The sequence below is a fragment of the Mycobacteroides chelonae CCUG 47445 genome (assembly GCF_001632805.1).
Classification (GTDB): Bacteria; Actinomycetota; Actinomycetes; order Mycobacteriales; family Mycobacteriaceae; genus Mycobacterium; species Mycobacterium chelonae.
Genome location: NZ_CP007220.1, coordinates 1,844,589 through 1,865,947, shown reverse-complemented (window position 1 = coordinate 1,865,947; position 21,359 = coordinate 1,844,589). Strand labels below are relative to the sequence as shown.

The following is a 21,359-nucleotide window of genomic DNA, read 5'->3' as shown; positions in this document are numbered from 1 at the left end:
CCCCAGCAGCGGTTCAAGATCATGAAACGGCGTAACCATAGCCGAGGTGGCTGGTCCAGCGGTCTTCAACCGACGGCATCTGTGCCACGAGAAGACGGGCACTTCTGCCGGTTATGAGACTGCATTGCCAACCCACCCGAGAGCGACAGCTGAGCGTACGGATCACCCACGGGGCACGTCCGAATCCGCTGGACCGACAGACTGACTGCCCACGATTTCAGATTGGCCCCGGTCGCCTTCGATGCGAATCGGCACTTCCAAACAGCACCGCTGGCCTCTGCTCGCAGCACTCTGCGGCTAGCCTCGGACTAGGAGCAAGACGAGGTCCTGTCGGCTTAGCAACCGAACGTTCTACACAAGAGCGGAGATCCGAATGCGAAACTCAGCGACCCGATCATCGGGTTGTAGCTCAAGTAAATAGAGCGCCCGCTTCCAAGTTTCACCTTAACCTCTCGACTGCGCTATTCAGCTCATGATCGGTGAGTACCAGCGGTGAGTAATACTGTTTAGCCAGCCCTTTGACCTTGCGAAATGCGGTGCTGCTTCGAATCAATGAAGGACTCTGTTCGGCGAATTCTGCGGCGACCATATCGGACCAAACAACACGAGGAAGCACATCTTGGAGCATTACGTTCACCTCGCGGTCGAGTGTCTTCGTCACCGCGAGAGCGACAATCATTTCGCCATGACCAAATTCGACAAGGTTGCCAATCTGAAGGGCCCGGGGGCTCCGTCCTGCAACTTCTCTCCACGCGCTGTCCGTCCCGGCATTCCATCCTGCCACTTGTGTCACCAGAGCATTGTCAGCTCTACCGCCCGCATGGATAAGACAATTACGCATCAGACGCAACGTATCGAGTTGGGCACGCGGCACCGGCGAAAAAGAGCCATTGGAAGCGCCGGCAATAATATCGTGCTGCGCAACAAGGCGACTTCTTTCGGCCGTCCTTGCTGCGACCAGTCCAGACTGTTCTAGCAGAAGAATGCAACTCTTTAGATAATCCTCATGCAGTGCCAACGTGTACGGCACCCCCATGGCACCGAGATGTTGATCTGCTTCGTCCAGAATCTGCCTGGCGGAATTCGTCGTCAGATTGAAGCGCTTGATATGTGGCACATTCGGAAAGACCTCAGGTAGCAACTGCTTCGAACCATCGGTCAGCCGCAAAAGGTGCGTGGCCAGCTGTGCGCCGGCAAGCAACGCCATCATGGCGTCGCTTGCCGCAATTCTGGCCAACTCGTACTCACGGTATTGCTTGTACCTGACGAGAGTCGGATACCCAGTCAAGTCCGTCCCTCACCTATCCGCACACGAGACACCATACGGCCCTCTACACGTCGAAGTGTTATACCCAGCTGGCGTACTGAACTCGAGTTAGACCTCGATCGACGTGATGGAAGGGCCTGAGCGCCAACGGGTGTTTCGCCTCACGCTTTTGCGCCAAAATTCGCCATTTCGAATCGGGCTCATTCGCAGTCGGTCACCGCTATGACAGGATGCCCAGGCCTCCGCGGGCGAATCGGTTCCCGGCCGTTCGGACCGCCAGTCGACCCGAGTGTAGTTCGCCAAACTATCGTCTCCGCTTTAAAGTCGTGGCGGCATCAGTCAACGTCCACACCGGCCTCCTCCGCCGGAGCTACACCACTCTCGGTATCTGACTCTGATCGACGCCACGCATCCTCGGGCAAGTCAACCCCCTCAAGCCAGCCGAAAGCTGCATGCACGATGGAATCTGAGATGCCGAGTAAGTCCAGGCTCGCTCTAATGAGCCCATAGAGAGCAATGAGCCACGATCGTGCGATGTCGTCACTGCCTCTAGCAGGGAGGGACATACTCGGAATTAGATGGCCGCGATGAAGGACGTTAAGACATGGCTCCATGCAATGGATTTCGACTGACCACCACTCGGAGTGTGAGATACCGCTCTGCATTTGGTAAGCGTGCCGATACAGATCAGCAAGTCCGCATTCGTCGGCCATCTGCCGCAAGGATTTGCCCGCGAAGTTCGCGCTGATGTCGACCTCTCGGTAATCAAGAACTCCATTGTGGCTGGCCCTCTCGATTACGGATACGGCCTCTTCGGCACCGTTGACGAGCCAATCGCTCGGCATCCCTTTTGCGAGCAATGCGTACAACTTGGCTTTGCCCGCACCATAGTCCTTGTATCGACGATAGATTTCCTCCTGATTCTGGGTAGCCATCCAGACAAGCAGAATCCGATTCTCGACGAGGGTGCGTCCGACGCCCGAACCATGCTCCGAGCACCAGAGATCGGGCGATCCAAGCATCGCGATCACCTCGCGAGCGGCACGCACCACTAGTCCTGTGTGGACCTCATCACGTGATGGGTCGTATAGCCTTGACGCAGATGTCTCTACGGCCTCGACGTAGCTCGACGTCAAGTCCATCGCTCGCTGTTGGAAATCCTCGCGGAGCAGACCCGACGACTCGGGTTCCGTACGCTCAGGTTCACCGGAATGATCTGCAATAGCGTCGACTTGCTTGTCCGGGTTCACATCCCGCGCACGCATGCATCGTGTCGTCATCGAATTCACACCCCAAAAGATTTTTGAAAATCGAATACTCTCGACGAAGTAGTCGGAATCACGTGCAAGCATTGCCGCTCGCATAGCCCCCCACATCGCCCGTATAGCGGAATCCGCCTGCGAGATAGTCGCGGCATCGTTCGGATAACATTTGAGAAGGTCGACCGTCTCTTGACTGCTACTTAGCGTCCCCGCCTGAACACCGCTCCAGATGGCCATGCATTTGATAATCGCCTCGCGATGATCATCAGTCATGGCCTCTAGAACTGCAGTGGCGAGTCGATCGATTTCGGACTTTCCTGGAGATTCCATCTCCAAGCCGGTCAGCCACTCAGCGGGTCTGCGTGGATACGACGACAGCGTTCGGCGGATGCCTTCTGACAGCAATCCGAGCCTCGACGCGTGCGAGGTCACAACGTCGATCGCGTCCGGATCCTTCTCCGAGAGTCGCTGTAGACCTGAGAGACGCCCGTCGAGGCATCCCGCGAGGAAGGCAGGCTCGGCACTTCCGTCCAGTTCGGCCAACACACGTCCCTGCCAGCGTACAAATCTCACAGCCTGGTCACTGCCCAGTTCAGAGAGAACCAAGACTGGCCAGAGAAGATCGGGCAGGTCATCTCTCACCCAACTCGCGACGTTGAGCACCCCGGTCGCAGCGAGCGGCGACGTGAACACCTTTCCACGCTTCACATGCCCGGCCAAGACCCCGGACTGCTGGTTCGAACCGGGCATTTTCACAGCTTGACGTTAACGCAAGGCAACGACAACTAGCCGCCGGCGAGCCGCAGTCGAGTTCATCCCCGGGCAGCAGATCTCCTCGACCGCACCGACCCCATAAACGACGAGCTAACGATGACCTTAGAAATATGACTCTAGAAACATCAACTCGAAAACAGCCCTCTTAAGTAGGGCTGTTTGTCTTCGGTTGATGGTTGATGGATCTGTGTCGGTTGATCCTTGACACTCTTGTTGTGGTTAGGCCTGGTCGCGGTTGCGGCAGGCCTTCTTGTTTCGTACCTCACCGGTGCTGGTGCGGGCAGCGGTTTTGACCAGATCCTCCCCGATCCAGAACCGCAGCAGGTCGCCATCGACGTGCACATCGCAACGAGCCCCAGCGTGATGGCGACCCACCGAGACTTGCTGCCAGGACACGCACACCACCCCATTAGTCGTCACCGTCCGAGACACCCAATCAGACCCGTCACGCTGGTGCTGGCGGGCCGCCTTCGACGGTGACGGCGCTGCCACCGGCGCGGACGCAGTGAACCGCTGGGCCGGGGTAGCCATCTTCAACGACTGATGCGGCCGGTTGATGTTGTAGTCGCGGACCCACACATCCAACGCCTGCTGGGCTGTCTTCAAATCCCGGAAAGGTACTGCCGTGGACAGGAATTCAGCACGTAAACTCCGATGAAACCGTTCGATCTTGCCCGTCGTGGTCGGACTGCGCGGTTGGGTCAACAGATGCTCAATCCCGCTCTCGCGGCAGATCGCATCGAAAAGTACTTCCACCGGCGGATGATTGAACCGGCCCGTGAACACCTTGCCGTTATCGGTCAGGATCTGCTCCGGAGACCCATAGGTAGCCAAGGCATCCCGCAGTCCATCACACACCGCGCGGGTGCACTCACGGGCCATCAGACGGGCGCACACGCACATCCGGGAATGGTCATCGATCCCGGTCAACGCCTTCGCTGATGTCCCGTCAGCCAACGGGAACCCGCCAACGACATCCATCTGCCACAACTCCATCGGCGCCCCACGTTCCCAGCGTTTCCACTTGCGTGAACGCCGATCCCGCAATGCGGGATCGATCATCGCGGCCCGCACCAGCGCGCGATACACCGCCGATTCCGACGGCAGCGGAGACACCTTACGTTTGGCCAGTTCGAACACCAACCGCCGCGGACCCCAATACGGACGAGACCGACGCAACTCCACCACCGCCGCTTCCACCTGCGCAGGCATCTGATGCGGACACGACACCGGCCGATGCGACCGATCCACCAAACCATCCAAACCATCGGCCTCATAGCGGGCCAACCACGCATGCAACGTCTGGCGAGACACCCCGACCTTGCTCGCCACCTGGCTGATCGCCAACCCATCGCTGATCACCGCTAACACAGCCTGATACCGCTGCTCGACCACGCTCAACTCCCTCATCCAGGGAGTGTCAAGGATCAACCGACACAGGTGTAAAGCATCAGCCGAAACACCGTAAAGCATCACCCGAAGGCCAAACGTCAAGCATCACCCGAGGTAATACACCTCTTAAGTAGGGCGGGCGGGGCTCGAACCCGCGACCAATGGATTATGAGTCCACGGCTCTAACCAACTGAGCTACCGCCCCCAGCAGGTCACGACTCTAGCCGATCCCCCGCCACACCCCGGGACCCCAGGTCACCTGTGGTCGTAATCCACGTTGCAGGAGGTCTCCTTGACCTCAGCGGCCCGCAGCTGGGCCCGGCTCACGTTGTACTCATACCAGGGCGCCGTCGGCCGCAGCCGATCCTTCATCCGCCCCTGCACGCAGACCCGCACCTCCTCGGGCAGCGACTTCGTCGCGGCGAAAGCATCGGACGACAAGCTCCCCATGTACCACTGATCGATCTTACCGGTCTGCTCGAAGAACTCGACGTTGCGCTGCGCGATATAGCTTTCCGGGTTGAAGTTCGCCAGCCCCAGCATCCCGAACGCGCCGACCGCCACCACAGCAGTAGGAAGCCATCGTGCACTCATCCGAATCCCCGCCACCAGGATCAGCACCAACACGATGGCCATGCCCAGCTCGATCCAGCGCACCAGCAGCCGCTCCACGCTGAACCCGTACGCCTTCTCGTACAACGACATCCGATGGATGGCCGAGGCCACGATCACCAGCGTGGTCAGGCACAGCCCACCGATCAGCACCCGCAGGAACAGCCGGTCGCGAGCATCCTCGCGCCCCGCCACCCGGATCGCCACCGCGATCACGCCCATCACCAGAATGGTGACAAACAGCAGCTGCCAAAAGCCCTGCCGCGCATACTCTGCGTAGGTCAACCCCTCAGTGACCTGCACATGCTCATCTCCCCCAAATAACACCGAAATCTGCACGCCCACAAAGGCGATGAACAGCAGATTCAGCGCGGCCAACGGCAGGCTCCACTCCCAGCGCGGCAGCTTCTTGGGCTCGGTCGGCGCCAATCGGTCAAAGCTCGGCGGCTTGGACAGCACGTAGATGGCACCCAAGGCGAACCCGCCGACCAGCACACCGATGATGACCCGTCCGACCACATCGCCGAAGGACACGAACGGCAGGACCCCGCTGAGCAGCGCCTTGAACCGGGCGTCGGCATCGGCCAGCAGCGCCCCGAACGCCGCCACCAGGGCCACGGTGATCAGCACGACGATGGCCGCGCGGTCCGGGTTGACCTTGCGGCCACGCGACATCGTGCGAGTCCCCCGGCGCATCCAGCCCGCCAACCGGAATGGCGCCCGCAGCATCACGAACTGTCCGTACACCAGCCCGGTCCACGTCCGCGCCGGGGCTAGCGCATAAATGAAAAGCGCTCCCGACGTCAGGACACAGAGCGCCACAAGCCATCCCGCATCCCGCACGGTCGGCACCACCGCCAGGCACAGCGCGAGCAGCAGCGTGCCGATGCGGGTGGGCGTCCACTGCACTTTCTGTGTTGCGAAGGCGGCAAGCGCCACCGCGAACGCTGTCAGCGTCCAGCCCAGGCCCGGAAGCGAGGACCGCCAGCACAGTGCTGCCACCAGCCCGGCCCCGATACCGCTGAGAAGTGCGCCCTGCGTCATCTTCGAGCGGATGTCGCGCGGCCAGGCCGTCAGGAACCGCGTGGGCGGGCCGAAGATCGGCACCGGCGGGCGCGGCACGGGCGGCCCCGCAGGCGCACCCGGAACCGGATATGGGTACGGCGGCGGCACTATGGAACCAGTGGTCATGAATTCCCCTCCTCGGATTCAAACTGCGGCAAGGTGACCCGCACCCGGCAACCGGGCGCGTCCACGATTTCGATGCGGCCGCCATGCAAATCGACGGCCCACTGCGCGATGGCCAGCCCCAAACCGGTGCCACCGTCGCGCGATCCCCCGTGGGTGAATCGTTCAAACACTCGTGATCTTTCGTGCGGTGCGATGCCGGGCCCGGTGTCGGCGACCTCCAGCAGCAGCGCGTCGTTCTCGGTGCGCGCGAACACTGACACCTGTCCCCCGGGCGGGCTGTGCCGCGAGGCGTTATCCAGCAGATTGGCCACCACCTGGTGCAGCCGCGCGGTATCGGCGACCGCTTGCAGATCGAACGGCTCGACCGTCACGTGGTAGCGCACCTGACGCCCGGTGGTCTTGGCCTCGGCCACCGCCCCGTCGACGAACTCGCGCACCTCGAACGGTTCACGTTGCACCGGAACCGATCCGTTCTCCAGTTTGGACAGGTCAAGTAAGTCGTCCACGAGCCGGCCCAGCCGTTCGGTCTGCGCCAGTGCGGTTTTCAATGTCGCCGGGTCCGGCTCGGCCACCCCGTCGACAATGTTCTCCAGCACCGCCTGCAGCGCCGTGATCGGTGTGCGCAGCTCGTGCGAGACATTGCCGACCAACTCACGGCGGTACTTCTCGGCGGACTGCAACTCGGCAGCCATGTGATTGAAAGCCGTTGCCAGCTGGCCCACTTCATCGCGAGAGGTCGAACGAATCCGGCGCGAGTAGTCGCCCTGCGCCATCGAACGCGCCGCCGCCGTCATGTCCCGCAGCGGCGAGGTCATGCCGTGGGCCAGGAACCACGTCACCCCAAAGGACACGAACAACGCGAGCGTGAGCGCGTACCGCAGCTTCCATTCGGCGGTAATCCACAGCAGACAGGTGGCGATCAGCAGCGCCACCCCCACCAGCACCGCGGTCTTGAACTTGAAGGAGCGCAACGGATCCAACGGTCGCGGCAGCAGTTCCAGCAGTTGGCTCATCGCGGTACCTCCAACGCGTATCCGATGCCGTGCACGGTGCGGATCAGCTCTTGGCCGAGCTTGCGGCGCAACGCCTTGATGTGGCTGTCGACGGTGCGCTGCCCCGACGGCAGCCCCTCGCTCCAGCCCCACACCTGATCGAGCAGGCGCTCCCGGCTGATCGCCACTCGCGGGTTATCGGCCAGATAGGCCAGCAGATCGAATTCGGTGCGGGTCAGGTGCACCTCGTCGTCGCGGTGATAGACGCGGCGCTCGGAGACATCGATGTGCACCTGCCCGATCCGCACATCGGTGCTCGGCGGCGCAACGCGTTCGGTGCGACGCAGTAGCGCGGCCACCCGGGCCACCAGCACCCGCATGCTGAACGGCTTGGGCAGGTAGTCGTCGGCACCCACGCCCAGTCCCACCAGCATGTCGGTCTCGGTGCCGCGCGCGGTGAGCATCAGTACCGGAATCGGGGCGTGCGCCTGCACCTGGCGGCACACCTCCAGGCCGTCGAGACCGGGCAGCATGACATCGAGCACCATCAGATCCGGCGGGGTTTCGCGGCAATGCCGCACCGCGTCCAGGCCGTTGTCCTCGGTGTCTACGGCATACCCCTCGGCACGCAGCCGCGCGGAAATGGACGCACAGATCGTTGGCTCGTCATCGACAACCAAGATTCTTCGCTGGCCTTGCACATGAACAGCCTATTTGACGGTTGTGGTGATCGCTGGAGCCTTTTGTGAAGGTTCTGTGGAGGTAGAGTCCCCGCCGAGACCGAGGTTGTGGCGCGGATGTGCGAGACGAATCCGCCACAACCTCGGTGTGGAGGAGCGGACCCCTACTGCGCGGCGCTGACCGAGGACATGTGGAAGTCCGGGATCCGCAGCGCCGGCATCGCCTGGCGCGTCGCGTAATCGCTCCACTCGCGCGGCAGCGTGTACTCGGTGACGCCTACCTGCGTCACCCGCCGCAGCAGATCGATGGGGCTCTCGTTGAACCGGAAGTTGTTCACGGCGCCGGTGATCTGGCCATCGCGCACCAGGTACACCCCGTCACGGGTAAGCCCGGTCAGCAGCAGCGTCGTCGGGTCCACATCGCGGATGTACCACAGCGTGGTCAACAGCAGACCGTTCTCGGTGGCGGCGATCATCTCCTCCAGCGTCGCCCCGCCTCCCCCGGTCATGATGAGGTTGTCGGCGCCCACCGTCGGCTCGGCACCGAATTCCGCGGCGTCGGCACGCGAGTAGCTCAGCGCGTTGATCACGCCATCACGCACCCAGTCGACGCGTTCGATGCCGATCCCGTTGTCGAACACCGACAACGACTCCCGCGAGATCGGGGTCGCCACAAACGGACTGCTCTCCAGACCCGGGTACGACGGGTCCGAGTACACCGTGACCGGAAGCTCGGTCAGACGCTCCCCGATCCGGGTGCCGCCCGGCCCGGCGAACGCGTTGCGGCCCTCGTGCGCGCCGCGCCCACCCATCGTCCACACCAGGTACTGCATGAGGTCGCCGGTCGCCGATGGCGGCAGCAGCGTCTCGTAGCGACCGGCCTTGAGCTCGATCTGATTCTGCGTGGCGGTCAGTCGTTCATTGAGTTGGCGCAGCAGCGATTCGGTGGGCACATCCACGAATTCGGGGGTGCACACCCCGGCCCACGCACTACCCACGCCACGCTTGGCGTTGATCTCCACCTGGCCTGTCGGCTGGGTGAACCGGCGGCGCAACCCGGTGGAAGAGGCCAAGAACGTGGTCTGGCGTTCATGGCGGGCGTATCCGTACAGGGTGTCCGGTCCGTCGAAGCCCGTCGACAGGTCGGCCGCCAGCGAGCCGAACACATGGGCGCCGGTGGGTGAGATCGGCGCATCCCAGCTCTCCCCCGCACCCTCACCGGGTCCGAGCAACGGCATGGCATCGCGTGACGGAGACGCCGCCGCGGCCTCGGCCTGGCTGGCCGCCACCAGATCCGCGAGCGCGGCCGGATCGGCGTCCTCGGTGAGCACCGAGCCGACTCGGGTCTGATCTCCTTGCCGCAGAATCGATATCACCGCGATGCCGCGCTTCACCGACTCACCGTTGGTGGTCATGGAGCTGCCCGCCCAGCGCAGCGATGCCTCGCTGCTGTCCTGAATCAAGACGATGGTGTCGTCGGCGCCGCCGCGCCGCGCGGCCTCGGCCAGGACATCCTCGGCGACCTGCTGTGCGGGGATCACGCGGCACCACCTTCCTGCTTGGTGTTCAGAACGTTGACGCCGCGGAACAGTGCCGACGGGCAGCCGTGGCTCACCGCCGCCACCTGCCCGGGTTGGGCCTTACCGCAGTTGAAGGCGCCGCCCAGCCGCCAGGTCGATTGGCCGCCAACGGCTTCCATCGAACCCCAGAAATCGGTGGTGGTGGCCTGGTAGGCGACATCGCGCAGCTGCCCGTCCAGCTTGCCGCCCCGAATGCGGTAGAACCGCTGTCCGGTGAACTGGAAGTTGTAGCGCTGCATATCGATTGACCACGACTTGTCGCCCACGATGTAGATGCCGTCCTCCACACCGGAGATCAGATCGTCGGTGCTGCGCTCTTCCGGAGAGGCCTGCAGCGACACGTTGGCCATGCGCTGGATCGGCACATGGTGCGGCGAGTCGGCGTACGAGCAGCCGTTGGAACGCTCCTGGCCCAGCCGCGGCGCGAACACGCGGTCCAGCTGGTAGCCGACGAAGATGCCGTCGCGCACCAGGTCCCAGCGCTGCGAGGCCACGCCTTCGTCGTCGTATCCGACCGAGGCCAGGCCATGCACCTCGTTGCGGTCGGCGGTGACGTTCATGACGGGTGAGCCGTACTTCATGGTGCCGAGCTTGTCGGGGGTCGCGAACGAGGTGCCCGCATAGGCGGCCTCATAGCCGATGGCCCTGTCGTATTCGGTGGCGTGCCCGATGGATTCGTGGATGGTCAGCCACAGGTTGGTCGGATCGATCACCAGGTCGGTGCGGCCGGCGACGACGCTGGGCGCCTTCACCTTCTCGGTGAGCAGTTCCGGGATCTCGCGCAGCTCGGCGCTCCAGTCCCACACGCCGTCGCTGCCGATGGCCTCCCAGCCGCGGCCCATCGGCGGGGCCAGGGTGCGCATGGTCTCGAAGGACCCGGTGGCGGCGTCGACGGCGATGGCGTCCAGCTGCGACATGACCCGGACGCGCTGCTGAGTGATGGACGAGCCGAAGGTGTCGGCGTAGAAGGTCTGCTCCTTGACCGCCGTCAGCGACGCCGAGGCGTGATCCACCCCGTCGGAGGCCAGCAGCCGGGCCGAATACTCCTGCAGCACCGCGATCTTGTCGGCCTGCGGCACACCGAACGGGTCGATCTCGTACTCGGACACCCACTGAACGTCGGCATAGACGGGCTCGGCCGCCAGTTCGACGCGCTCGCGGTTCAGGCTCCGCAGCCCCCGGGCGACGGCCACAGCCCGGCGCGCGGTCTCGGCCGCAGCGGTCGTGTCGAGCTGCACATGCGAGGCGAACCCCCAGGTGCCGTCGACGATCACCCGTACCGCCAGCCCGATGGTGCGGCCGGACACCGCGGTCTCGACCTGCTCGTCGCGCAGCACCAGCTCCTCGTTGATCAGCCGATGGATGCGCAGATCGGCATAGCTGGCGCCGGCGGCGCGCGCCGCGTTCAGGGCAGCATCGGCGAGTTCAGCGCGAGGTAGCGCCAGGAAATCGGAATCTACGGACCGAGTCACGCGCTCAACCGTACCTATGCCACACCGGTGGCGGCGCGCGGTTTAATGTCCCCGTGAGTAGGTCGCGGCAGACAGCCGTCGCATATGGGCTGCTGGCCCCGAGCCTGTTCGGGGTGGCGGCGTTTCTCCTGCTGCCCATCCTGGTGGTGGTGTGGCTGAGCCTGTGCCGCTGGGATCTGCTGGGCCCCATCGAGTTCGTCGGCCTGGACAACTGGCGTTCGGTGCTCACCGACGGCGCCTTCGGCCACTCCCTGCTGGTGACGCTGCTCTTTGTGGCGTTGGTGATTCCGGTGCAGACCGTGCTCGGTCTGGCCGCGGCGACGCTGTTGGTGCGCGGCCTGCCCGGCACCGTGTTATTCCGGACCATCTACGTCATCCCATGGATCTGCGCGCCGCTGGCCATCGGCGTGCTGTGGCATTGGATGCTCGCGCCCACCGATGGCGCCATCAACACACTGCTCGGGCAGCGCATCGAATGGCTCACCGATCCTTCGCTGGCACTGCCGGTGGTGGCGGCGGTCAGCGTGTGGACGAACGTCGGTTACGTGGCACTGTTCTTCATGGCGGGCCTGCTGGCCATCCCGGGCGATGTGCACAACGCGGCCCGGGTGGACGGCGCGACCGCCTGGCAGCGGTTCCGCCGCATCACCCTGCCGATGCTGCGGCCCACCTTCTTCTTCGTGCTGGTCACCGGGGTGGTGAGCGCGGTGCAGACCTTCGACACCGTGTACGCGCTCACCGGAGGTGGCCCGCAGAACCGCACCGACCTGGCCGCACACCGCGTCTACGCCGAGGCATTCGAGTCCGCCCATGTCGGGCGTTCGGCCGCCATGTCGCTGATCCTGTTCCTGATCCTGGTCGCCGTTACGGTGATTCAGCACCGCTACTTCCGGACGCGGGTGAGCTATGACCTGGTCTAGGAATGCGCTCGTCTATCTCCTCCTGATACTCGGCGCGGCACTGACTCTGGGGCCGTTCCTGTTCGCCCTGTCGGCATCGCTGAAGACGACGCGGCAGTTCTCTGCCGACTCTCCGTTGGCCCCGCCGAATCCGTTCACGATCGCCAACTACACCGGGCTGGCCGACGCCGGGTTCGGGCGCGCGGCCCTGGTGACAGTGTTGATGACGGCGATCATCGTGATCGGCCAGCTGACGTTCTCCGTGTTGGCCGCGTATGCCTTTGCGCGACTGCAGTTCCCGGGGCGCGACGGACTGTTCTGGGTGTATCTGGCCACGCTGATGATTCCGGCGACGGTGACCGTGGTGCCGATGTACCTGATGCTGACGCAGGTGGGGCTGCGGAACACGTTCTGGGCATTGGTCATCCCGTTCATGTTCGGATCGCCCTACGCGATCTTCCTGCTGCGTGAACACTTCCGCACCATCCCCAACGACCTGATCCGTGCGGCCCGCCTGGACGGCGCCAACACGCTCGACATCCTGTGGCATGTAGTGGTGCCGGTCAGCAGGCCCATCCTGATCACGCTGACCCTCATCACCGTGGTGTCGCAGTGGAACAACTTCATGTGGCCATTGGTGATCACCAGCGGCGGCAACTGGCGGGTACTCACCGTGGCCACGGCCGGGCTGCAATCTCAGTTCAACGCGCAGTGGCCCATCGTGATGGCGGCGACCACCGTGGCGATCGTGCCGTTGGTGATCCTGTTCATCGCCTTCCAGAAGTACATCGTCCGATCCATCACCTTGAGCGGACTCAAGTGATGAAGTCCTCCACCCGCGCAGCCTTGGTCCTTGGGCTGGTGACGCTGCTGCTCTTCGGAATTGCCGTCTGGCTCGGAATTCCGAAGACCGCTCACGGCAAAACGGTGGTCACCGTCCGGGTGTGGGATGAGCAGGTGGCCAAGGCCTACCGCAGCTCATTCGACGAGTTCAGTCGACGCAATCCTGACATCCAGGTCGCCGTGACCGTGACGTCGTATGCGAGTTACTTCAACAGCCTGCGCACCGATGTGGCCGGGCACGGCGCCGACGACATCTTCTGGCTCAGTAACGCCTACCTGTCCGATTACGCCGATACCGGAAACCTCGTCCCCGTTGATCGGCAGGCAGATTGGGATCCATCGGTGGTGGCCCAGTTCACCCGCGGTGGCAAGCTCTGGGGTGTCCCGCAGCTCAGCGATGCCGGGATTGCGTTGTACTACAACAAGAATCTTCTCGACCAGGCGCAGGTGGACCCGGCCGAGCTAGCGGAGCTGCGCTGGGATGCCGACCCCGCCGTCGACACCCTCCGCCCAATGCTGCACCGGCTCACCGGGCCCGGGCATTGGGGGTACAACGCCGCCAACGACTTACAGGGCATCTATCTGAACTATCTCGGATCGGCGGGGGCCGTCTTCCAGGCCGACGACAGGTTCGCCTTCGCCAACCCCCGCGCCGAGATGGCGTTCACCTACCTGGTCGATCTCATCAACGTCGACAAGGTGGCGCCCTCGGCCGCCGACACCAACACCAACAACGACTTTTCGCGCAACCAGTTCTTGCAGGGTCGGATGGCACTGTTTCAGTCGGGCACCTACAACTTGGCGCAGATCCAGGCCAACGCCACCTTCCCCTGGGGTGTGGCGATGATGCCGGCGGGGCCGCAGGGCCGGGTCAGCGTCACCAACGGCATTGTGGCCGCCGCCAATTCGTCCTCACCTCACCCTGAGGCGACCAAACGTGTACTAGGCTGGATGGGTAGCGCCGACGGGAATGCGTTCCTGGGCCGCAGCGGCTCGGCCATCCCCGCCGTGCTCAGTGCGCGCGAGCCCTACTTTCAGCATTGGGCGGGCAAGGGCGTCGACGTCACTCCGTTCTTCCAGGTGCTCGAAGGTCAGCAGATCGCGGCTCCGGGCGGGCAGGGATTCGGAGCCGGATTCGCCGCGCTGAAACCGTATTTCGCCGAGATGTTCCTGGGCCGTCTGGACGTGAACACCGCGCTGCAACAAGCGCAGCAGGCGGCGAACAAGGCGCTGGAGAAGTAACTCCGCGCCGAGTGTGCGGATTCGGTCGAGATTCAGCCAAAAATCGACATCATCGGCACACTCGACGCCAACCTCTCGAGCTACAGCACCTCGAACAGCACGACCGCAGTTCCGACCGCGATGAGTACCAGCAGGGCCACAGCATCCCACCGGCCAGGCCGGTGCGGATGCGCCGCGATCTGCCCGCTGCCACCGCGCGCGGTGATGGCATCGCCCATTTCGGAGGCACGCCGCAGCGCGACGGTGATGGCCGCGGTGAGCATGTCGACCACCTCGGCCACCCAGCCCAGCCCGCGCCTGCCCTCACGCACCTGAGGCGGACGCAGCCTGCGGGCCGCGATGAGCACCCGGAACTCGTCGGACAGCATGGGGAACGAGCGCAGCGCCAGCGCCAGCGTGGCTGCACGCTCGTCGACGGGAATGCCGAAGACCTTCAGCGGGCGCCCCAGTAGCGCCACCGCGGGCGCGATCTCGGAGACATTGGTCGTCCACGACACCATGGCTCCCGTGCCCAGTAGCACCAGCGCCACCGCAGTCGTGCGCGCCACCGCGAGCACGCCGTGGAATCCGATGGTGAGGCCACCGATATGCCAGAACGGCGGCCCGCCGCTGAAGAACACCGTGAGGCTGCCACCAATCACCAGCGCCAGCATCCAGATCGGGATGGTGGGCACCGCACCGCGCGGGATATGCGCCAGCCACGCGGTAATGATCACCAGAGCCGCCACCGCCCCGATTGCCGTCCAGGTGGGGAACAAGGTCAGCAGCACCGAGATGAGGAATACCGCAATAAGTTTGGTCCCGGCCCACAACCTATGGATCGGGGAGGTTCCCGGGACCGGGCGCAGCAGAACCACCGGGCGGCGCGGTGCACGTGTCGTCGTCATGAGCGACTCCCCGACCCGACCGATTCGGGCAGCAGTACCCCGGATTGCAGATGCACCGTGCGCGGACACAGTTCCTGCATGCCATCGAAGTCATGCGAGATGACCACGATGGTGAGCCGTTCGCGCTCGCGTACCTGAACCAGCAGCCGCAGCAGACCCGCCTGCGACTCGGCATCCAGGCCCGCGAGCGGCTCATCGAGAATCAGGGCGCGCGGGGAACGCGCCAGCAGCCCGGCCAGCACCACCCGGCGCATCTGGCCGCCGCTGAGCTGATCGATGGGACGCTTGATCAGGTCTGCTTCGAGCCCGACGCTGGCCAGCGCAGCCACGATGCGGTCGGTATTGCGGACGGAAAATCCTGCTGCCGAAGCTATTTCGTAGTCGACGCGGCTGCGCAGCAGCTGCAACCGGGCGGCCTGAAAGCTGATGGCCACCGACCCGACCTGATCAGAGACCGGCTTGCCGTCCAGCAGACACTGCCCGGAGGTTGGTTTGGTGAGGCCGGCGGCGATCCAGGCCAGCGTCGACTTGCCCGAACCGTTGCCGCCATGGATCAGCACACCATCACCCTCGTGCACCGCCAGCGACACATCGTGCAATGCCGTTTTCGCCCAGGGAGTTCCGTTGGCGTACTGATGCGCGACGGAATCGAATTCCAGAACAACGGGCGACTCAGTATTGGGCCGGGCGGCCGTCGTGGTGGGCACCGGCACCGTCTGAATCGCCGTGGTCGCCGTCTTGCCGTTGACCGCCCGCAGCGCGATCTCGCGGTCCGCGGCGGCGGCCTCGGACTGGAAATGGGTGATGTGCACCAACGACATCCGGTGCTGATCGGTGAGTCGGGACAGCACACCCAGCAGATCCTCGCGCCCCTTCGGATCGACCATGCTGGTGATCTCGTCGGCCACCAACAGTGCGGGGTCGCGTGCCAGCGCCGAGGCCACCGCCAGCCGTTGCAGCTCCCCGCCCGACAGCGAGGAGGTGCTGTGCTCGGCCATCCCCTCCAGACCGACTTCGCGCAGCAGGCCCTCGATGTCGACGTCGTGGTCGGCGGGCAAGCCCCACACCACGTCGTCGGCAACCTTGGTGCCCAGCACCTGACTTTCCGGGTGCTGCATGACGATTGCGGTGCCGCCGATGGCGCCGAGGCCCACCGAACCCGGGCGCTCGATCTCCCCCGAGGTGGGCTCACGCCCGGCCAGGATACGCATCAAGGTGCTCTTGCCCGAACCGTTGGGCCCGGTAATGGCGACATGCTCGCCGACGTCGATGCTCATCGAAAGTGGCGCCAAGGCATCGGATTCACCGCGCGGATAACGGAATCGCACGTCGCGTAAGCGCGCGGGCACCGGACCCACCGCACCGGCCAGCGTCGGCGGATCAAGCTGGTGCACATCAGGAATCACGGCCAGGCGCTTGATCACGCGGGAGAGCACCCACCAGCCGAACAACGCGTTGAACAGCACGAACACGAAAACGATGCCACCGATGAACCACACCCAGTTGCGCATCGCGAAGTCGATGGCGTTCGTCGCATTCACGCCCACGGGCTCCAGGTGCGGGATGTGGCCGATCATCTTGAACAGGCCCTCCAGCGAGGCGCGCAGGGCATCGAAGAGCAGCGTGCGCATCCGGTTCAGCAGGGCCAGCGCACCGACTGCCAAAGCAGCGATGATCGCGCTGCAAATGACCCCGAGCACCGTCAACAGGGGCATGCCGTGTCCGCGTCGGCGCACCACACCGGTCAGGCCCCCGATGTAGACGCAGTTGCCCATGGCGATCAAACCACCGAGCCCGGCGAGCAGGAAGGCGATGACGCCGCCGGCCACGGCGGCGGCCAGCAGCACGCGCACGCGGTAGCGATAGCCGAGCAGACCCATGGGTACGGCACCGAGTAGCTGGACCGCTCCCAAGATCGGGAGGGCGACCCCGACGATGACCATGGCGGCGGTGAGCGCGGCCATGACGGCCGCCTGCGCCAATTCATCGGGTTTCAGCGGCACCCTGGTGAAATTCACTTCACAATTCTGCCAGCCGGTGCGCCCGCTCTCAGCCCATTCTCAGCTTCGCGCGCCGCGGCGCTAATTCACTGCGACGCCGATCAGATGACCTATCACGTAGGTGGCGCCGATAGCGATGGCACCGAATGCCAACTGCCGCAACGCGCTCAACCAGGGCGCTCGCGCCGTGAAGCGCCCCGCGGCCCAACCGGCGACCAACAAGCCCACTCCCCCGCAGGCCAGCCCCGCCAGCAGTGACGCGAATCCCAACAGGAACGGGATCAGTGGCACCACCGCACCCACCGAGAAGGTCAGGAACGAGGAGATGGCGGCCACCCACGGCGACGGAGTGTCGTTGGGATTGATGCCGAGTTCTCGGGTGAGGTGAATCGTCACCGCGGTGTTCTCGTCCTGGTGGATCTCGTCGGCGGCCGCGGACGCGGTCTGCGGTGAGAGCCCGATATCGCCGAGCATGGCGATGAGCTCCTTCTTCTCGGCATCGGGGTGCAACTGGATGGCCCGGCGTTCCACACTCGCCTCGTGCTCGATCTGCGAATTGGACGTCGATACCGACGTGAACTCGCCCAGCGCCATCGAGAACGCACCCGCCACCAGGCTGGCCGCCCCGGTCAGCACGATCGCGTGCGTGTCGAGCCCGCTAGCACCCACACCGGCCACCAGCGCGGTGTTGGTAACCAGGCCATCCATCGCTCCGAAGGTGGCCGCACGCAACCATCCCCCGGACACGTCTGGGTGCGTGTGGTCAAATTCATGCGGTAGTTCGGCAGATCCCGCAGAGCCGTCGAGTGCCACGATGTACGAATCTACTTCCAGGTTCCTGAAAACGCACTGCTCAGAGGGGAATTACCACTATGAATCGTTCACTGACCGTCTTCGGCACCGTGGTGCTGGCCGGCGGACTGATGCTGGGCTGTTCGAGCAATGACAAGAAGGACGAGTCGGCGGGCTCATCGGCCAGCAGCAGCGCCGCCACCTCCACGGCGGCCGCGAACAGCTTCGATATCGCCAAGATCGACGCCATCAAGGACCAGTTCCCCGCCGGATACACCGTCGAGGTGCAGCCCAAGACCACCGTGACCCAGGCGATGCTCGATCAGATGAAGGGCATCTTCGACAAGGCCACCTTCACCCCGCAGGAATGCGCCGACAAGATGCTGGGCGCCTTCCCACAGGTGACCGGGACGTCCATGCAGGGTGTCACCGGCGCCAAGGGCAACGGAGACCCGATGTCCAAGACGATGATCATCGCCGCGGCGATGGAGACGGTCAGCCCGATCCCCGCCGACACCACCAACGGGGCATGCGACAAGTTCTCGCTGTCGATCGCCGGCATGGCAGAGGGCACCGGCGAGAAGATCGACGCACCCGCCATCGACGGCGTGAAGACGACCGGGACGTCCACCAACATCAAGATCAGCGCGCCCGGCATGGAGAAGGAGATGGTGCAGATCGCCTACTCCGCTCAGCTCGACGACCACCACGCCGTGTCGGTGTCGGGCATGGGAGATGTCGACCGCAACGAGCTATCGGATGTCTTCGTGAAGGCCGTCAACGCCGTTAAGGGATAGAGCGAACCGGAATGCCCGCCCCCGCAGCAAGGGGCGGGTACCCGGGCATTCCCCAGTACGCACCGGGCGGGTAGTACCCGTAGCCGTACCAGGCCGAGCTGGGCGCACCCTCACATTTGGAAGTGCTTCCGGCGGAGGCACATACGGTCGCGTGTGCGGTGCCCGCCCCGGGGCTGGGCAAGATCATTGGCGCTAAAGCCAGAGCTCCGACAGCGAGTGTCGAGCAGAGAACTCGCGCCACATTACGTGGTCGCTTCATGGCTCCAGAATACGCCGCACCCAGGCGCTAGCTGACGGATTCTCATGCCACATGTGATTGGCATCCAATTGCCTGCGCCGGACTCTCAAGACATTTCGGGTAGTCCGTGAACCGCCGGATCGTGCAGGAGTTTCAGAATGGTGTCGATAGCGGGATCATGTGACCCCGCGCGAGTGAGAGCGAGTATCTGCGTCTGGATGGCGCGCGGAAGTTCTGGTGAGCCTGAAGATATTCCGCTGGCCACCAACGGCTTTAGGACGACCTCCGGCGGTGCGATGATGTAGCGCATCCGGGACGGCACGAATGCTATGCATGATCCGGAAGCGACGTGGGCAATCAGCCCAATCGTGGTGTTCGCGCTCGCGGCCTGCCGGGGGGTGAAGCCAGCAGATTCGCACATGGATACGAGTTCGCTCACGAGGGATGTATGTGCCGTCCATGGCAACGCGAAGCCCTCTCCCGCAAGGTCTCCGATGGCCACGTGCGGTTCTTGCGCCAACCGGTGGTCGGCGGATAACGCGACCATTATGGGCTCGGTCGTCACCATCGACGCCGACAGCCCCGTCAAATCACCTAGCGGGCCGTACATTATCGCCACATCAACATGCCCGGACTTCGTGCGTTCGATCAGTTCGTCGTATCTGTGGTCTTGCAGCACTATCTGCAAGTGCGGCAGATCCTGCTGACATCGACGCAGCAGCGCGGGAACGATCGTGTACGCAAGGGAATCCGTCGCCCCCAGCCTGAGCCGACTCTCCTCGCCGCGGGCGATACGACGCGCACGCATCACGGCCGCCTGCTGTGCCTGAAGAATTCCTTCAATTTCGGCGGCGAATGCCTGACCCGCGGGCGTGAGCTCGACGGCGCGCGAGGTTCTGACCAACAGCGTCACCCCCAGGGACTGCTCTAGCCTGCTGATCGCCTGGCTCAGCGAAGGCTGGCTGATGTAGAGACGATCGGCTGCCCGCCCAAAATGCTTCTCCTGGGCAAGAACACAGAACTGCTGCAGCACCCGCGGGCTCAGATCAACCGACTTCACCACAACAGTATTGCGTTAAAAACGGACCACCCCGCAACACAACCGAGCCTGTTGCGCACCGAATGTGATGTAGATCAATCCCCCTCAGACAGCCAACGGATGGACCTCGCACGATTGTCTACAGACTATGAATCCAACGGGTGGTTGGTATTGGACGACAATGCCCCGCCAACCTGAAATGGGTGTCACGTGTCATGCCTATCTGCTGCATGTCCTGACTTAGCACGATAAGCGCAGAATCAAAAAGACACATAGACCAATCATCAACGTTCAAACCGGAACCGCCAAGCCCCAACTTCCCTCTTCCGCGGCTGGTTAACGGTAAGGCGAACCACCCGAAGGGAGTGCCTATGAAACACGGCGTAGCGGGATTTCAATCTGGTTGTCGGTGCGTTAAGTGCTTCACCGACGAGACGCAACGCGCGCAGGAAATAGCTGAAGCTCAGCTTCGTTACTGGGAGCCAATCAACGACGCCGCCGACGAAAGCTGGACGAGCCGCTGGCGTCTACGTACATCGCAACGTTCAAACGTCCGCTCATGGGCCTCCGAGGACATCGCGCTGGCCCGCGATCGATCGATACCGGCACGTAAAGTTGCCGCACGCTTGGGGCGCACCCTCAGTGCCGTCAACGCCATGCGGTACCGCCCGGCGCAGCTCCAGGATGCCGATCCGACCGATCCGACCAGCACCGTTGTGGACTCCACCGAAGAAGGACACGAGTCCCGTGATAACCACCGCCTGATCATGGAGATCCCGGGATCGACACAAACTGCTTGGGCCGTGTCGATGACCCTTCCCACACACGAGGTTTCCATCCAGCAGATGACCGTTGGCCCCTACGACGATCAGCAGCTTCCGTAGCCTGCCGGGCTCGTGGAGCCACCGGCCAAACCCCGGTACGCCAATTACGCATCTGTACTCGTCGCCGCCGTTGCCGACAACCATGGTGCCCGTAACGGCGCTTGGCGTTGCGGCTTATGACGAGGAAGTTCTGATGAGCGAACGTGCATTTCCCCTGACGGCCGAACGCTGGATCGAGGCAGAAATCTACTGTTGGGGGAAACATCTGAGGGTGTCGTTCGTACGATTGTCATTTCGCCGTGGACCGACGGCCCCGCCACGGCACTGCCGGGTTTCTAATAAGACAGGCTGTACATAATAGTAATTGCCATGCTGCACGTATTCAGGAAATGTTCAGAATGATCTTGGGTTTGTCACAGCTAGGCCTAATGCCTCATTTGATACTGTTTGAGGCAGTTAGGCGGACATGCACAAAACTGCATGTGAAACGTATTGTAGCGGCACTCTTATAGCGCCCAATACCCCCATCAGTATCGAATTCAAGATAAACCGGCGCGACCTTTTCTGCCGAAACGA

General features: G+C 63.6%; 17 protein-coding genes and 1 tRNA gene. 5 read left to right on the top strand and 13 right to left on the bottom strand.

Going from position 1 to position 21,359, the window contains the following annotated elements; all coding sequences use genetic code 11:
* Positions 1-439: 439 nt before the first annotated feature.
* The 9 genes from BB28_RS09220 to BB28_RS09180 all read right to left on the bottom strand — a co-directional run bounded on the left by BB28_RS09220 (position 440) and on the right by BB28_RS09180 (position 11,222).
* Positions 440-1,237, bottom strand: a complete 798-nt coding sequence (locus BB28_RS09220; RefSeq protein WP_126315388.1) for a hypothetical protein — start codon at positions 1,235-1,237, stop codon at positions 440-442.
* Positions 1,238-1,602: 365 nt separating this feature from the next.
* A complete protein-coding gene (locus BB28_RS09215; protein ID WP_075874194.1) occupies positions 1,603-3,279 on the bottom strand; it encodes a DUF5677 domain-containing protein in 1,677 nt (558 codons plus the stop codon).
* A gap of 243 nt (positions 3,280-3,522) precedes the next feature.
* Positions 3,523-4,713, bottom strand: a complete 1,191-nt coding sequence (locus tag BB28_RS09210) for an IS481 family transposase (protein WP_046253289.1) — start codon at positions 4,711-4,713, stop codon at positions 3,523-3,525.
* A gap of 113 nt (positions 4,714-4,826) precedes the next feature.
* Positions 4,827-4,900, bottom strand: a tRNA-Ile gene (locus tag BB28_RS09205).
* Between the two features lie 50 nt (positions 4,901-4,950).
* Complete coding sequence (locus BB28_RS09200) at positions 4,951-6,498, bottom strand: DUF4153 domain-containing protein (RefSeq protein WP_046253288.1); 1,548 nt, start codon at positions 6,496-6,498, stop codon at positions 4,951-4,953.
* The gene (locus tag BB28_RS09195; RefSeq protein WP_046253287.1) at positions 6,495-7,511 is read right to left on the bottom strand and encodes a sensor histidine kinase; all 1,017 of its coding nucleotides are present in this window, start codon (positions 7,509-7,511) and stop codon (positions 6,495-6,497) included. The genes BB28_RS09200 and BB28_RS09195 overlap by 4 nt, the downstream gene beginning before the upstream one ends.
* Positions 7,508-8,170, bottom strand: coding sequence for a response regulator transcription factor (locus tag BB28_RS09190; RefSeq protein WP_081252363.1), 663 nt, complete (start codon positions 8,168-8,170; stop codon positions 7,508-7,510). The genes BB28_RS09195 and BB28_RS09190 overlap by 4 nt, the downstream gene beginning before the upstream one ends.
* A gap of 164 nt (positions 8,171-8,334) precedes the next feature.
* Entirely contained in the window at positions 8,335-9,711 is a 1,377-nt protein-coding gene (locus BB28_RS09185) for a metallopeptidase TldD-related protein (RefSeq protein ID WP_046253286.1), read from the bottom strand.
* On the bottom strand, positions 9,708-11,222 hold the full coding sequence (locus BB28_RS09180) for a TldD/PmbA family protein (RefSeq protein ID WP_046253285.1): 1,515 nt from the start codon (positions 11,220-11,222) through the stop codon (positions 9,708-9,710). Before BB28_RS09180 ends, BB28_RS09185 begins: the two co-directional genes overlap by 4 nt.
* A 53-nt stretch (positions 11,223-11,275) precedes the next feature.
* Here BB28_RS09180 and BB28_RS09175 point away from each other — a divergent pair, with 53 nt between their 5' ends.
* Genes BB28_RS09175 through BB28_RS09165 form a run of 3 tightly spaced genes read left to right on the top strand, consistent with a single transcriptional unit; the run spans position 11,276 to position 14,206 of the window.
* Positions 11,276-12,142 (top strand): carbohydrate ABC transporter permease, encoded by an 867-nt coding sequence (locus BB28_RS09175; protein ID WP_046253284.1) that lies wholly within the window; start codon positions 11,276-11,278, stop codon positions 12,140-12,142.
* A complete protein-coding gene (locus BB28_RS09170) occupies positions 12,129-12,944 on the top strand; it encodes a carbohydrate ABC transporter permease (protein ID WP_046253283.1) in 816 nt (271 codons plus the stop codon). Before BB28_RS09175 ends, BB28_RS09170 begins: the two co-directional genes overlap by 14 nt.
* Complete coding sequence (locus BB28_RS09165; protein WP_046253282.1) at positions 12,944-14,206, top strand: ABC transporter substrate-binding protein; 1,263 nt, start codon at positions 12,944-12,946, stop codon at positions 14,204-14,206. The genes BB28_RS09170 and BB28_RS09165 overlap by 1 nt, the downstream gene beginning before the upstream one ends.
* A gap of 80 nt (positions 14,207-14,286) precedes the next feature.
* Here BB28_RS09165 and BB28_RS09160 read toward each other — a convergent pair whose 3' ends face one another.
* The 3 genes from BB28_RS09160 to BB28_RS09150 all read right to left on the bottom strand — a co-directional run bounded on the left by BB28_RS09160 (position 14,287) and on the right by BB28_RS09150 (position 17,906).
* Positions 14,287-15,093: an energy-coupling factor transporter transmembrane component T family protein gene (locus BB28_RS09160; protein ID WP_046253281.1), complete on the bottom strand. Its 807-nt coding sequence runs from the start codon at positions 15,091-15,093 to the stop codon at positions 14,287-14,289.
* Positions 15,090-17,090 (bottom strand): ABC transporter ATP-binding protein, encoded by a 2,001-nt coding sequence (locus BB28_RS09155; protein WP_081252362.1) that lies wholly within the window; start codon positions 17,088-17,090, stop codon positions 15,090-15,092. Before BB28_RS09155 ends, BB28_RS09160 begins: the two co-directional genes overlap by 4 nt.
* An 84-nt stretch (positions 17,091-17,174) precedes the next feature.
* Complete coding sequence (locus BB28_RS09150) at positions 17,175-17,906, bottom strand: VIT1/CCC1 transporter family protein (protein ID WP_046253279.1); 732 nt, start codon at positions 17,904-17,906, stop codon at positions 17,175-17,177.
* 59 nt (positions 17,907-17,965) lie between these two features.
* Here BB28_RS09150 and BB28_RS09145 point away from each other — a divergent pair, with 59 nt between their 5' ends.
* Entirely contained in the window at positions 17,966-18,682 is a 717-nt protein-coding gene (locus BB28_RS09145; RefSeq protein WP_046253278.1) for a DUF5642 family protein, read from the top strand.
* A gap of 344 nt (positions 18,683-19,026) precedes the next feature.
* Here the strand turns inward: BB28_RS09145 and BB28_RS09140 are convergent, their stop codons facing one another.
* A complete protein-coding gene (locus BB28_RS09140; protein ID WP_064393578.1) occupies positions 19,027-19,980 on the bottom strand; it encodes a LysR family transcriptional regulator in 954 nt (317 codons plus the stop codon).
* Between the two features lie 350 nt (positions 19,981-20,330).
* On the opposite strand from BB28_RS09140, the gene BB28_RS25045 reads away from it, so the two are divergent.
* The gene (locus tag BB28_RS25045) at positions 20,331-20,843 is read left to right on the top strand and encodes a hypothetical protein (RefSeq protein ID WP_126315387.1); all 513 of its coding nucleotides are present in this window, start codon (positions 20,331-20,333) and stop codon (positions 20,841-20,843) included.
* The last annotated feature ends 516 nt before the right edge of the window (positions 20,844-21,359 follow it).

What these genes read in the sequence shown, in the direction of transcription:
- BB28_RS09215 (WP_075874194.1), bottom strand. Translation starts at nt 3,279, where the DNA reads ATGCCCGGTTCGAACCAGCAGTCCGGGGTCTTGGCCGGGCATGTGAAG.
- BB28_RS09210 (WP_046253289.1), bottom strand. Translation starts at nt 4,713, where the DNA reads ATGAGGGAGTTGAGCGTGGTCGAGCAGCGGTATCAGGCTGTGTTAGCG.
- BB28_RS09200 (WP_046253288.1), bottom strand. Translation starts at nt 6,498, where the DNA reads ATGACCACTGGTTCCATAGTGCCGCCGCCGTACCCATATCCGGTTCCG.
- BB28_RS09195 (WP_046253287.1), bottom strand. Translation starts at nt 7,511, where the DNA reads ATGAGCCAACTGCTGGAACTGCTGCCGCGACCGTTGGATCCGTTGCGC.
- BB28_RS09170 (WP_046253283.1), top strand. Translation starts at nt 12,129, where the DNA reads ATGACCTGGTCTAGGAATGCGCTCGTCTATCTCCTCCTGATACTCGGC.
- BB28_RS09165 (WP_046253282.1), top strand. Translation starts at nt 12,944, where the DNA reads ATGAAGTCCTCCACCCGCGCAGCCTTGGTCCTTGGGCTGGTGACGCTG.
- BB28_RS09160 (WP_046253281.1), bottom strand. Translation starts at nt 15,093, where the DNA reads ATGACGACGACACGTGCACCGCGCCGCCCGGTGGTTCTGCTGCGCCCG.
- BB28_RS09145 (WP_046253278.1), top strand. Translation starts at nt 17,966, where the DNA reads ATGAATCGTTCACTGACCGTCTTCGGCACCGTGGTGCTGGCCGGCGGA.
- BB28_RS25045 (WP_126315387.1), top strand. Translation starts at nt 20,331, where the DNA reads ATGAAACACGGCGTAGCGGGATTTCAATCTGGTTGTCGGTGCGTTAAG.